The 13,296-nt window shown below is 46.1% G+C and carries 12 protein-coding genes; 7 read left to right on the top strand and 5 right to left on the bottom strand.

What is annotated here, in order from left to right:
- Nucleotides 1-630: 630 nt before the first annotated feature.
- Complete coding sequence (locus QEN32_RS19080; RefSeq protein ID WP_023205817.1) at nucleotides 631-1,638, top strand: hypothetical protein; 1,008 nt, start codon at nucleotides 631-633, stop codon at nucleotides 1,636-1,638.
- Nucleotides 1,639-2,216: 578 nt separating this feature from the next.
- On the opposite strand, the gene QEN32_RS19075 is transcribed toward QEN32_RS19080, so the two are convergent.
- The 3 genes from QEN32_RS19075 to QEN32_RS19065 all read right to left on the bottom strand — a co-directional run bounded on the left by QEN32_RS19075 (nucleotide 2,217) and on the right by QEN32_RS19065 (nucleotide 5,237).
- Nucleotides 2,217-2,933, bottom strand: coding sequence for a YebC/PmpR family DNA-binding transcriptional regulator (locus tag QEN32_RS19075; protein WP_000532937.1), 717 nt, complete (start codon nucleotides 2,931-2,933; stop codon nucleotides 2,217-2,219).
- Nucleotides 2,934-3,343: 410 nt separating this feature from the next.
- Nucleotides 3,344-4,975: a class I SAM-dependent methyltransferase gene (locus QEN32_RS19070; protein ID WP_265322027.1), complete on the bottom strand. Its 1,632-nt coding sequence runs from the start codon at nucleotides 4,973-4,975 to the stop codon at nucleotides 3,344-3,346.
- 4 nt (nucleotides 4,976-4,979) lie between these two features.
- Nucleotides 4,980-5,237 (bottom strand): YjhX family toxin, encoded by a 258-nt coding sequence (locus tag QEN32_RS19065; RefSeq protein ID WP_001054380.1) that lies wholly within the window; start codon nucleotides 5,235-5,237, stop codon nucleotides 4,980-4,982.
- Between the two features lie 487 nt (nucleotides 5,238-5,724).
- Here QEN32_RS19065 and QEN32_RS19060 point away from each other — a divergent pair, with 487 nt between their 5' ends.
- The 3 genes from QEN32_RS19060 (at nucleotide 5,725) to QEN32_RS19050 (ending at nucleotide 8,262) form a co-directional block, all read left to right on the top strand.
- Nucleotides 5,725-6,333, top strand: coding sequence for a DUF1062 domain-containing protein (locus QEN32_RS19060; RefSeq protein WP_000864865.1), 609 nt, complete (start codon nucleotides 5,725-5,727; stop codon nucleotides 6,331-6,333).
- Nucleotides 6,334-6,684: 351 nt separating this feature from the next.
- On the top strand, nucleotides 6,685-7,596 hold the full coding sequence (locus tag QEN32_RS19055; RefSeq protein ID WP_000556774.1) for a hypothetical protein: 912 nt from the start codon (nucleotides 6,685-6,687) through the stop codon (nucleotides 7,594-7,596).
- Nucleotides 7,597-7,800: 204 nt separating this feature from the next.
- Nucleotides 7,801-8,262, top strand: coding sequence for a DUF302 domain-containing protein (locus QEN32_RS19050; protein ID WP_001654330.1), 462 nt, complete (start codon nucleotides 7,801-7,803; stop codon nucleotides 8,260-8,262).
- On the opposite strand, the gene QEN32_RS19045 is transcribed toward QEN32_RS19050, so the two are convergent.
- Nucleotides 8,259-8,933 carry a dienelactone hydrolase family protein gene (locus QEN32_RS19045; RefSeq protein WP_265322026.1) on the bottom strand — a complete coding sequence of 225 codons (675 nt, stop codon included), beginning with the start codon at nucleotides 8,931-8,933 and terminating at the stop codon, nucleotides 8,259-8,261. The two genes, QEN32_RS19050 and QEN32_RS19045, sit on opposite strands and share 4 nt — an antisense overlap.
- 349 nt (nucleotides 8,934-9,282) lie before the next feature.
- On the opposite strand from QEN32_RS19045, the gene uxuR reads away from it, so the two are divergent.
- Complete coding sequence (gene uxuR / locus QEN32_RS19040; RefSeq protein ID WP_000841654.1) at nucleotides 9,283-10,056, top strand: Uxu operon transcriptional regulator; 774 nt, start codon at nucleotides 9,283-9,285, stop codon at nucleotides 10,054-10,056.
- On the opposite strand, the gene trpS is transcribed toward uxuR, so the two are convergent.
- Complete coding sequence (gene trpS, locus QEN32_RS19035) at nucleotides 10,057-11,070, bottom strand: tryptophan--tRNA ligase (protein WP_001094615.1); 1,014 nt, start codon at nucleotides 11,068-11,070, stop codon at nucleotides 10,057-10,059.
- A gap of 717 nt (nucleotides 11,071-11,787) precedes the next feature.
- On the opposite strand from trpS, the gene QEN32_RS19030 reads away from it, so the two are divergent.
- Nucleotides 11,788-12,318 (top strand): Hcp family type VI secretion system effector, encoded by a 531-nt coding sequence (locus tag QEN32_RS19030; protein WP_000907671.1) that lies wholly within the window; start codon nucleotides 11,788-11,790, stop codon nucleotides 12,316-12,318.
- A gap of 238 nt (nucleotides 12,319-12,556) precedes the next feature.
- Nucleotides 12,557-13,291 (top strand): aspartate/glutamate racemase family protein, encoded by a 735-nt coding sequence (locus tag QEN32_RS19025; RefSeq protein WP_000683251.1) that lies wholly within the window; start codon nucleotides 12,557-12,559, stop codon nucleotides 13,289-13,291.
- Nucleotides 13,292-13,296 lie beyond the last annotated feature (5 nt).

Here is a 13,296-nt window from a genome sequence, read left to right as displayed (position 1 = left end):
CACTTATTTTATTGCATCAAACTACTGGATAAATTTCCATGTATCCGGCTTGAGTAAATTCAAGAACAACATGGGTACTGCCTGTACAAATTTCGTTGCACGTAAATTTACCAATATCAGAAAAATTTATTGAAATAGAGGTGTATGAGAGTTAGTTTGGTATGAGTTGAATTCAGGAAAAAGGCGTAAAAGTGTTCGACTTGTGGGCATAAGCCCTTCTGTTAAATTATTAGGTGTAGGGAGCGTGTGTGCCAAATATAGCTTTCGAAGATCGGGCAGTTGCATTCATTGATGTCTTAGAATTTAAGTCCGTTGTAGAAAGCTCTGACTCGGGAGATAGAGCATTTCTTGAAGAATTGGGCGAAACATTGGGGGCGGGTGTTCCGAGATTAGATGGTAATGTTAGTCCATCCATATGTCGAGATCTAATTCCGAAACATATTTCCATTTCCGACAGTATTATTTTAAGTGCGCCATTAACCTCGGACAAAATGAGTAGCTATCTCAATAGCGAAATCAAGAGAAACTAGTTCATTGTTTACACCTAACAATTCAATCAACTTCGCGCCTGCGGCACCGGATGCATCAAAGCTGAGCCGGTTATTGAGGCGTTATACATATTGAGGAAACATGGCAGCATCACCTGAGCATCAATTTATTGCAGAAGCAATGGACAGTGTTTTATCAAGATACGCAAGTACCAAGTTGCTTGGAGTTCTTGAAGCTGGAAGGAAGAAATTCGACTACAGCTGTGTGTTAGAAAGAGACTTTCATCGAGTCTTATCGTCACAGGTTTTATGGTCGCATACTGAGGGGATTCATAAAGACCTGATGACCTTGCTGCATGAAGAAGAATCGTATCTGAAAGTTTATTTTGCAAAAGATACAACCAAACACCGAATGCGAATCGATGAAGTTATCTCAGAGTATAAGAAAAACTCACAAACTCGTGCACTGTTAAAAGGGTTACGAATAATTTACCTTCCTGGTGAATTTGACGCTGACAAATTATCAGAACAAAAGTTAATGTTAGATCTTATGTCTCATCTAGTATGCAAAGATTTGCTGTTTGGTACTGTCTTTGGGAGGTTATCTAGTTTTGATATTAGAGTTTTTGCAAATCATGGAGGGCCATTTGGTCTTAAATACGCTGTACTTGATGAGATTACAGAAAATGGATTAATCCACAACCCAACATTTAAAGAAAGGCTAGGTTACTCAACTACAGGTACAATAAGAGAAGTTACGACAATGTTGTCAGCATTGGGGTTAGTCAAACGACTAGACAACTCAGTTATTTTGCTGCCAACCCTTAAAGGGCGAATGCTCCTGGATTTAGCAAGGAAATTGGTGGTTGATAACAGCTCCGATGAAACAGCGAGCGGTGAGTTTGAAATCATTAAAAGTCTATTGTTCCCAATTGGTTCAAATGGTCAGTTTAATTACTTAAAAGAGATCAAAGAGTCAGCACTTTACTCAGCCAACAATTTTGGAAGGAAGCTAGCTGTAAGCGCCCAGTCGGAAGGCACAAAGTTTTATAAAACTTTCAATTGGGATGACTGGCGTGAGCAACTTCAAATGATGCCAGAATTAAAAGACAAATTGTTCACTGAACCTGACTTCGACTATGTGTATTAAAAATAAGTATAACAAATCGTTCAAGCGGGACTGTTAATATTTAGCTCGGTTTCGCTTCGTTACGCATTCTAGCCAAACATTATGAGAACATAAACAGGGAGTTAGCCACCCATGAACATGGGCATAGCTATAAATTGGAATCTAGAATGAAATTTAGAAATTTGGCCGGGATCTCAAAAAATGCATGGAACTAAAACGGGTCTATTTACAGTGGAGTCACACCTGTAGTCAAGCGACGCGTAGAGCGCCAGATGAGCCATCATGAGCGCAAGCGGAATTTATAAGGGCGGTGCCTTAAAGAGCACAGGGAGATTGTAAGTAGCCCGATATTGTTGGCTTTTGCTTAGCTTGCTGACGGGATTCGTCGTATGAAACATGAAAATTACCTCATGTTTTATATAAGGATTCGACACTATATCAAAACCGGTAACTCTCAATCTTTCAAAGCTATGTGTCAGATCAGGTCGTGATAAGACACATAAATTTAAAGATCTATATATCTGGCCAGATAGACTTTTTTATAACAGCTTTATAAATTAAACAAATCTGCCATAGAGACAGATTTGTTTAATTTATAATTAGAGGTTTGCAACGTTATGATATACTTTTTGCACATCATCATCATCTTCAAGGGCATCAACAAGTCCTTCAAAGATTTCTAAATCTTCTGGTGAAAGTTCAACTTCTGATTGAGCAATCATTTCTAATTCTGTTGTTGAAAATTCAGAAATTCCAGCTGCTTTTAGCGCTGCAATTCCTTTGTGCAGGTCTGTAGCTTCAGTATAAATAACGATGTTTCCTTCTTCTTCGGTTACATCACGAACATCAACTTCAGCATCAAGCAAAATTTCAAAAATATGGTCAGGGTCTGTTCCTTTAAATACAATCACTCCAGTATTGTCAAACATATAGCTGACAGCACCTGCCGCTCCGATATTCCCGCCTTTTTTATTGAAAATTGTGCGGATATTAGCAATCGTACGGTTAACATTAGACGTCAACGTTTCAGCGATAACCATTGAACCATTTGGTCCAAAGCCTTCATAACGCCCTTGCACGAACGTTTCATCTCCGCCACCTTTGGCTTTATCAATGGCTTTATCAATAACATGTTTTGGAACCTGTGCTTGTTTCGCACGTTCAATAACGAATTTTAAAGCTGAGTTTGATTCCGGGTCTGGTTCACCTTGTTTAGCAGCAGCATAGATTTCTACACCAAATTTTGCATATACTTTAGACGTTGCACCGTCTTTAGCCGTTTTTTTAGCAACAATATTTGCCCATTTACGTCCCACTGGAAACATCTCCTCAAAGAATTATTTACATTAATGGCAGGTTAATAACCTGCATGTTTTTCTGCCGTATTATATCATAATATATAAATTCTCGTCTATGAGAAATAAAAAGTTCCAGCTTTTACGGAGGATTACTTTGATTTTAACAATAGCTAATATGGTGGGTAAGTCATTTTTTAATTTTCTTCTGGTTCTTTTTTATTCTTAATAATTGAATCGCAGCAATAACGTCTTATTGATGGTGGTTTCGTTCATCAGGTGAGGTGGAACGCTTGCACGTTTTGCGACATATTGTGGCAGAAACTTAATGGCGAAATTAAGGCGATATATTCCCGCCTTGAGCCGCGTTAATTTGTTGCATACTTTTAAATGGAGGTATACCTCTTGTAGGCTATACCTCCTGCTTCACATTATCGCGCGATTAACGCAAATACGCCCCAGCCAAAGTATTCTCGCGTCCAGGTGACGTGACGTTTGGGGGCTGCCGTCAGTTCTGTTCGAACCTCTTGCGCAAATTCATCGTCAGGGTTTTCCTCCAGCCAGCGGCGCATGGTCATCCACTTCGCGGCTTCATATCTGTCCCAGCCTTGCAGGTCCGCCAGCACCATTTCCACTACGTCATAGCCGAGTTGGTCGAAAAAGGCGACCAGCTCGGGCAGGGGGCGAAAATCGGCGACAGATGAGACGCCACAGGCGTGGGCGATCTCTTCCGTTGCGGGGATCCGACGCCAGTACGGTTCACCGATGAGAATGATCCCGCCAGGTTTGAGGCTTTTGGCCAGCAGATCTATTGTCCCCGCGACACCGCCCGCAATCCAGGTCGCGCCTACGCAGGCCGCCACGTCATATTTTTCCTCGTCGATATAACCGGCCGCGTCGTTATGAATAAAATGTACGTATTCACTGACGCCGAGCTCTTCTGCACGTTGTTTTGCCTGTGTGGTGAAGAGCGGGCTTATGTCAATGCCAGTACCTATAACACCGTAATCGCGAGCCCAGGTGCAGAGCATCTCACCCGAACCGCTACCGAGATCGAGAATCCGCGTGCCTGGCTTCATGCGTAACGCATGGCCCAGTGTGGCGTACTTTTCCGCTGTAAACGGATTATGGATACGGTGTTCGCTTTCGCTAATGGTAAAAATACGCGGGATATCCATTGGGTTATTCCTTTTACTGAGGGCAATACCCTCAGAAGTGGATGCTTTTTCAGCCAGCAGCGCAAACAGCTTGCCTGCAAAAGTCTCGCCGACCGGCCAGGTGTGACTGTCCGGACGCTGCAACACAGTGAAGCCAGCATCACCAAGCAGGCTGATATATTCATCATCGCGCCAGGCCTTCATTTGACTGCCGAAACGGGTGGTACAGCCGTTTTCCGCTATCGCCCAGAACTGCGTTGAGCTGGTTTGGGCCTCTTCATCCCAGGCATTTTCCGTTAACAGCAGATGAGGCACGGCAAGAAACAGGCCGTGCGGACAACGCTGCCAGCCTGGCTGCGCCATGCCCTGGCGTTTAACTTCATCGAAGGTATGCACTTCAACAAGCAGTTTGCCGTCCGGTTTCAACCACTGCGCGCAATGACTGATGAGGCTATGCGCATCCGCAGCGCTAAAGACATTCAGTTCACCAAACGTCATCATAATAAAATCAAAAGGTTCCGTAGGGTGGTATGTACGAATATCCTGCTGAATGTAGTCAATATTCAGGTTTGCGGCTTGCGCCTGCTGGCGAGCCCATGTGATGGATGCCGGAGAGAAATCTACGCCTGTGCAGTGAAACCCCCGCTCTGCTAACAGGCGGGTATAAAAACCGGGTCCACAGCCGAGATCCAGAATGCGGGCGCCAGCGGGTAACTGACGGGTAATCCATGTTACCTGTTGCTCAATCACGGTTAGCCGGCGGCTGGCCCAGTCGTGGTCCTGCGACAGATGATTTTCCAGCATGCGTTGGCTGAAGGCTGGCTCGTCCCAGGGGATTTTGCCTTCATCGGGTAATAGCCGAATGTGATGCGTTGCAAAAATAACGGCGCTGATATCCATCATCATCTCCTTAGCGATTATCAGGCTGGGCGCGAACGTTGTTCAGCCCGGTTGTATTAATGCGGTAGGGCTGACCGTTAACGGATTTGATCAGCTTTTTGGTTTTGAGTTTTTTGAATACAGCGAGCGTGCAATCGGCGAGCAACAGCCCTTCGCGGCTATAGCACTCAACGGCGGTGACGCGGCCTGACGCATCGCGGATGTGCGTAATGCGTCCGCCTTTGGCGAGAACGTGTAAGGTACGTTGTTCCTGACGGGATAAATTCATACTGAAGAACCTGTTTAATCATCATAGGCAAAACGTGCAAACACACTGCGGTGTCCGCATTCGATTTCGGCGCATTGATAATCAGTCCGGCCTGAAAAGGTCGGGGAACTGATTATCAGATGATGACATTCTCCAGCATCAAAGCCTCGAGTTGAGTTGAAAGGTATTTACGTCGTGAATGATAACACCTGATTTCTGTAAGTGAATAACCGGGAGTGAAAAGTGTGATCTCAAAGGGAGGATCATGCGTTTAGTAAGTCAGTTGAATAGATCCCGCCGCTACCATAATGAATATTGATTAAACTCATATACCCGATAATGACCGCTTTGATAGTCTCGACGTATCTTTTTAGCCATTGACAGGGTTGTTGCGTTGGAAATCTTTTTTTAACCCACTGAAAAATATCACTTAAATATTTTTCATACATAAACATTTATGGTCCGCTGAGTTCGGATCCGGTTTTGTATGGGTTAAAAAAGGTACGTTATGAAAGTCATATGGACTGTCACTCCTGTGGGGTATCAGCGCATAGCGAAACGTTGCCCTTCATGCAGCGTAAAACGGGACTTCACGCCTTCTGGGGCATTTCGGGTTAATTCGCAAAAGAAGGTACTCGATGTCTGGAGTATCTATAAATGCACACACTGCGATTACACCTGGAATATCTCCCTGTTCTCGCGTCTGCCAGTCAGCAAAATTAACCGCGATCTTTATGGCCGACTGATGGCGAATGATGCTGCCACGGTGCAATATTTTGCTTATGACAACGCGATCCTGAAGCGAAACAATGCTGAATTATCGGGGCAGCCTGATTTTCACATTCAGGAACGGTGGCTGGTCAGTATCGCCTCCCACAAGCAGGTCAGTGTTAGCGTCAGGATTTCCCGTTCTTTTCAGGTCAGCCTGCTGTCGATTTTGAAGAAGCAACTCCTGTTAAGCGCAGCCGAAATCAAGAGACGGATTGAAACAGGGCAAATAAGTGGCGTCACGATGAAAATGCTTAAATCGCGAAAACTGAAGAATGCGAAATATGATTTGCAGCTCTCAGTTGAAACACTGTATGACCGGCGAAGGATTGTTCTGACCCGTCGATAAAAACAATAAGCTCACCTTACGTTTAAGTGTGCTGGTATGGCAACGACGCAACGGAATGAAAGAAGGACTAAGGGACAGGTGAGCTTTAGTTGAATAACCCTTGTCTGTGGCATTCAGTGAAGACTGAATGCCATGGATAATCCAGATTTTCGCACCAGTGATGGTCAGCAGAATGACAAAGGGCGATGGGTTACAATTATCTGTAGAGTAAATAAATATTCACGCAACACCATTAAAAAATAAGAAAAAATGACTCACTGTTGAGCTGATATTAATACCTGAACCACTGAATTAGAGTAATGTGGCGCTATTCATAGCGTAATTTTTTCTGTTGCGGTTACAGGGGGAGGAATGCACACCTTTAGACCATACTCACTAAGGCATAGCGATCTGTTATATGAAGATATTCCGTTAGAAATACGCGAGCAAATAATCTTATTGATTATTAATACGTTAGGGAATTGCTCCTCTTTTTATGATATGACATTATACTGCTATCATAATAGTCATTCTGACGAAGTTTATCGAAGAATATGTAAAACGTTGCGCAAAGAGTATGGCTTATTCACCTTATATGCGCATTCAACGTCATATCTGGATGAAATGAGTAATCTGTTATTAAAAACAGATGATAAAAGAAAGCATATTGATACCATTGAGCTTGCTTTTAACTATATAGATACCTACCTTCGAACCTATGAAGTTACGCTTGGGTTAGAACCGGATAAGGCGATTAGTGAATTAAATAATATATTTCATGAGCATAGTTTAAAATATCGCTATGAAAATGGTAGAATTGTAAGGTTGCGCAGAATAAAACGGCTTAAAAACATATGTTATTATTTGTACTCTCCTGGAGAGTATGGCTTTGTCGAATATGATCTTATGGAAGCGTATAATCGCCTGATACTTAATGATTTTTCCTGTGTCGTAAAGGAATGTCATGCAGCCTTCAGAAGCGTTCTTCTCAGAATTCATGAGAGAAAAGGTATCGTGTATCATGAACAAGATAGTTTAAATACACTAATGGCTAATCTGATGGCGAGAGGCGTTATATCTGCTGAATATGTACATAAATTTCATTTTTTAAGTGACGTGCTGGAGTCAGAAATATTTCTGCCGATGGCGCCAGAAAAATCGCATCATCACTACGCAATGATGCTCCGTATCTCTGAAGAGTTGGCCTGTAGTATTTATTATCTTACTGAGCGGAGTATATTCTTTCTTACCCAGCGGGCTGAAGAAGATGGTGTCGCGCCATAATAATGATCGCGCTGTCGCTCAGTCAGACTGGATCATCGTTATTTAAATTTGTTCAGACGTCGGAATTTTTTGTTCTGCCGTCTGTTTTTTTAGTGATGAGCTGTTCAGTGCAATAATAAGGGGTACAGTACGATGACTGATTTTTAAACAGCATATCATCTGTGTCGCATTTACTCATGGGTATTGGGTCAGGGAGAGAGAAAAATGAGTACTATTTTAAAGCCTTTTTTATTGGCGGTAACCCTGATGTTAATCTTAATAAGGCCTGGCTTTGCAACGGAGGATGGAGCGATAACCATGGTTAAAACCTACAGCGCTTATGACTATTTGCAGACCCGAGCGCGGTTGATGCACGCTGTCGCCGATCACGGTCTGGTGTTATTTGGGGAATTTGATCATGCCAGAGCGGCACAGAATGTTAACCTGAAAATGCCGCCGACAACGGTTCTGGTCTTTGGCAATCCTAAAGGCGGAACGCCTCTCATGCTGGCGCATCCCGAACTGGCACTGGATTTACCGTTTCGGGTGCTCATTAGCCAGCAAGCCGATGGGCGAACGTTAGTCAGTTATCATCCCGCTGAAACGCTGCAACGTTATGGTCTTGATGCCGCAGATATACAGGCTTTGAAAAAACTGGAACAGCTCGTTGAAAAAAGTCTCCACTAAAGCTGAAAATCGGGCGATGTGTTTGCACGGGTGATGTCGCGAATAAATGCGCTCACATCGTCCATTACCTGATGCGACAGGGCGGCATCGAACGTGGCGCTATCAGCATCACAGAACCCGTGCCGCGCATCGTACATTTTACACTGCACCCGGGGGCGCTTTTCCAGCGCCTGTCGCATGGCGAGGGGATCAAACGCCGGCTCATAACGCGCGATAATAACCAGTGCCGGACAGAGAGGCGCAAGATGAAGGTACTGGCGTATACGGGAACCGTAATAGCAAATGACGCCATCGCATAACCCACTGGCTGCACTTAGCCATGCGAGCGTTGCGCCGACGCTATATCCTACGACGATTAACGTCTCATACTGCGTTCTGAGATCGTGGAGTAACGTGGTAACGACGGCGGAATCAAAGCCGACATTTGCTGAAAAGTGACGGTAAGCCTCCTCCTGCTGTTCATAGCGAAAGGGGGTATGGTGAGGAAACAGCGCGGGAATATAGATGTCGAATCCGCGCGTCATCCATTCATGGCCTGCGCGTTGGATATGAGCGTTAATACCATAAATTTCATGCAGAATAATCGCTGCCCGGCGATGGCGGCTCGACAAACTGGAGGCGTTGCTTCCCCCGGATACGCCTGGGGCGAAAAACACGGTGTCTTTTATCATAACGCGTTCTTGATACAAAGAGAGCGGCTGGATTTTCGCCGATCACGCTATGTCAGAGGCATTGTTCCTGTCAATGTACAGACACATTTTATGGCCTGATTTTTGGTTGATAAATTTTATATTGGTAAACCAATATGCTGTTCATATTCAGGCATCAGGTCTAAAGGTGGAACATCAGTCGTGTATTGTCTATTGCCTTTCCTTTCATCTGGCCTCACTAGCGAAACGGGGCGCATTATTATTTTGTTGGTTGACCAGTTTCGAGTTTTTGGTGTGCTACGCGTGCTATCCCTCTTTACAAATGCTATAGTCTGATACCGGGAAATCGCATCGGACGGGCACGACCAATATGAAATCAAACACTTCTCAGCAAAGACCTTACCAGGAAGTGGGCGCAATGATACGGGATCTGATTGTTCAGACGCCGTACCGCCCCGGGGAGCGCTTGCCGCCGGAAAGAGAGATCGCTGAGAGGCTCAATGTGACGCGTACCGTCGTGCGTGAAGCGCTGATCATGCTGGAAATTAAAGGTCTGGTTGAAGTCCGCCGCGGCGCCGGGATCTACGTGCTCGACAGCGCGGATAATAACGAGATGGAAGGCGCTGACGTCAATCACTGTAATGACGCCGGGCCGTTTGAACTGTTACAGGCGCGTCAGTTGCTGGAAAGCAATATCGCTGAATTTGCCGCTCTGCAGGCCACCCGCGAAGACATCATTAAAATGCGCCAGGCGTTACAACTGGAAGAGCGAGAGCTCGCCTCCAGCGCGCCGGGCGGCTCAGAAAGCGGCGATATGCAGTTTCATCTGGCCATTGCCGAAGCGACCCATAACAGTATGTTGGTAGAGCTCTTCCGTCAGTCCTGGCAATGGCGTGAAAATAATCCGATGTGGCTCCAGCTTCATAGCCATCTGGGCGATACGCTTTACCGTAAGGAGTGGCTGGTCGATCATAAGCAGATCCTCGCGGCGTTAATTAAGAAAGACGCCCGCGCAGCGAAACTGGCGATGTGGCAGCACCTGGAAAACGTGAAGCAGCGTCTGCTGGAGTTTTCCAATGTTGATGACATCTACTTTGATGGCTATCTGTTTGAGTCATGGCCGCTGGACAACGTTGATGCCTGATTATACCTGGAATAGCGTGGGCAGACCCAGTCCACGTTTTACTTCCTGTAGCGTCTTTTGAGTGACCTCATGCGCCCGCTCGCTACCTTTTTTCAGCAATTCCATTAGCATTCCCTTATCTGCAATAAAGGTTGCCCGTCGTTCGCGTATTGGCGCGATCAGTTCTTGCAGGCAGGTCTCCAGCTCATTTTTACAGACACGGTCGCCTAATCCGCCTTGTTGATAATGTGCTTTCATCGCCGCGACTTTGGTTTTATCCGGATGGAACGCATCCAGCCACGTAAAGACGACGTTACCTTCTATTTTTCCCGGATCGCTAATTTTTAAATGATTGGGATCGGTGTACATCGCGCTGACCGCACGGTGGATGGTCTCTTCGCTGGCGGAAAGAAGCAGGGTATTGCCGAGCGATTTCGACATCTTGGCGCTGCCGTCAATGCCGGGCAGACGGCCCGTATCGCTCAGGAGCGCCTGACAGGGTCGCAATACCGGCGAGGAGAAAAGACTATTCATCTTATGAACGATCTCATTCGTTTGCTCAATCATGGGCAATTGGTCGTCGCCAACCGGTACCATTTCGGCCTTAAAGGCGGTGATATCTGCCGCCTGGCTAATGGGATACGCCATGAACCCGACCGGCAGGGAACGGGTAAAGCCTTTTTGGGCAATCTCATTTTTTACCGTAGGATTACGCTCCACCCGGGCGACGGTAACGATATTCATATACAGCACCGTTAATTCGGCGAGGGCGGGTAACGCGGATTGCAGGCAGATCGTCGTCAGCGCGGGATCGATGCCGACGGCCAGATAGTCAGCTAACACTTGCGGAATATTATCGCGGATTTTTTGCGGATTACTGCCGTTATCGGTGAGTCCCTGCAGGTCGGCAATCAGGACATACTGTTGGTGATCCTGCTGTAGCGCGACGCGCTGGCGCAGTGAACCGACATAATGGCCGAGGTGCAGCGAGCCGGTGGGGCGATCGCCAGTCAGAATGATAGGAAGGGTGTTCATTAAGGACTCCTTTATGCTTATTGTAAAGCCGAAAGACGTCCCGAAACACAGTAGCCGCCTTTCGGCGGCTACTTAAAGAGGGATAGTGATCCGTGCCGCCTTCAGGAAGGCAGCCACCAGCGGAGATGACGTTGCGTAGCGTTGGATCGTTTCGTGTTCATGTGATCTAACGTATCACGACTAAACGTAAGGGTAAAGCGGCTGGCGTGTCGTCCGGGCATAAAGTCATATCGCCTGAACAGAGAACATGTTACTGACTTTGAAACGCGATTTTATAATTTGCTGCCCAAAAATACGTGGCGCTGAAAGGCGCATTTTTGATGCAAATCATTTATTACTGTGATAACACTGCGCGCGATAAAAACATTAAATATATTCACATAGTAAATATGTTCTATTGGAATGGTTGTTTTCGATATGACAAAAGTCTAAAAAGCCCATTGATGTGAAAAGGAATAAGAATTGTCTATATTCCGATTCTGTGGAATTAAGTAATTTCTCGGATAAAAATAAGAAATGATATTGATATTTCTTTTTTGATATGGTTCTTATAGCGGCTATGGTTATTCAGGAAACGATGCTTGAATGCCTGGCGTAATAGATTTCAGGTCAGTAGCGCTATTGTAAAATGGATTGTTGATGGCTGAAGGTATTTAGCAAGAATCCAGTTATAGCAGATTGTCGGTATTTAATCTGGTATACAGAGACACCAACGAAATGGCTGGAAAATGGAACGTTCTTTCATTGTTGGCGTTCCGTCCTTGTCAGCCTGCTTTGCCGCATGATAATCACGGAGGGGGGATGGACGCCATCTATTTAAAACTGGACGGTATTGAAGGCGAAAGCCGGATCAAAGGTTTTGAAAACCAAATAAAACTTATTGCTTACAACCACAACCCGACAAAACGGGAGTCCGGCGAAGCGAGAGGGACATATATTGGAGGATTGACGCTGACAAAGCCTGTCGATCTTGCTACACCTGGCCTCTATGAGCACTATTGTAACGGGAAAACGGTGAAAGAAGGCGTGCTGACATTATGCCGTCGTGATAAGGGCGCAATGCTGCCATTTATTATTTATACGCTCACCAATGTGCGAATTTCACGCATGAGCAATCATGGCGACGCCGAAGGCAGCGCCACGGAGACCGTGGATTTGGTTTATAGCCATATTCGCTGGGATATTCCCGCATTAGCGTCGAAAAGCAAAACACGGCGGCCCCTTCACCGACAGGCGCTGTGGCGATGAGGACAAAACAAGCTTGCGGACTCGCAGTGGGCGATGCTGTATAGCGAAATGGCATTTAGCGGCTTGCGAAGGCTGATGAGCGCTCATGTAACCAATCGATTGCCTGAAAAGGCGATAACGCATGGCCCTTACACCCGTTATGATTTTTACGCATAGCCGCTAATAAAACGGCATTTTTTATATACACATCAAGTTGATAGTGTGTTTCTGACCTTGACGTAAATAAGCGGGAAAAGCGATGAAACACACCATTGGGATACTGGGGGGGATGGGACCTGCGGCAACGGCGGATATGTTGGAAAAATTTGTTGAATTGCGACATGCCAGTTGTGATCAACAACACATCCCGCTCATTGTCAGCTCTATCCCTGATATTCCCGATCGTACAGCATGTCTGTTATCCGGCGGGCCTTCGCCATACCGTTATCTGGAGCGTTATCTGCATATGCTGGAAGACGCCGGGGCGGAGTGTATCGTTATCCCATGCAACACTGCGCATTATTGGTTTGATGATTTACAGAACGTCGCGAAAGCGCGAATGATCAGCATCCTGGACGCCACCCTGGGGGATATTCCGCCATCGGCGCGGCACGTTGGTCTGCTGGCGACCAATGCGACGCTGGCGACCGGGTTATATCAAAAGAAAGCTCTGGCGCGGGGGCTGACGTTAATTCAGCCAGAAGAAGCGGGGCAGGCGTTGGTAATGCAGGCTATTTATACGCTTAAACGTGGCGATAAAACTGCGGCGCAAGCGCTGCTGCTGCCGCAAATCGATAGCCTTATTGCCCGTGGCGCTCAGGCAATTATTATGGGGTGTACCGAAATTCCGCTTATTGTGGCCGGACATGAACGCGCGATAGCGTGCCCGATGATTGATTCCACAGCGTCGCTGGTGCGCGCGGCGATTCGTTGGTATGAGTCCTGGCCAGACACCCGCGCCTCTTTGACCGGGGAACAACGCCTTACCGCCTGAGGTGT

It is taken from the genome of Salmonella sp. SA14318 (assembly GCF_029866905.1).
GTDB classification, from domain to species: domain Bacteria; phylum Pseudomonadota; class Gammaproteobacteria; order Enterobacterales; family Enterobacteriaceae; genus Salmonella; species Salmonella enterica.
This window is presented reverse-complemented; position numbering and strand designations above follow the sequence as displayed.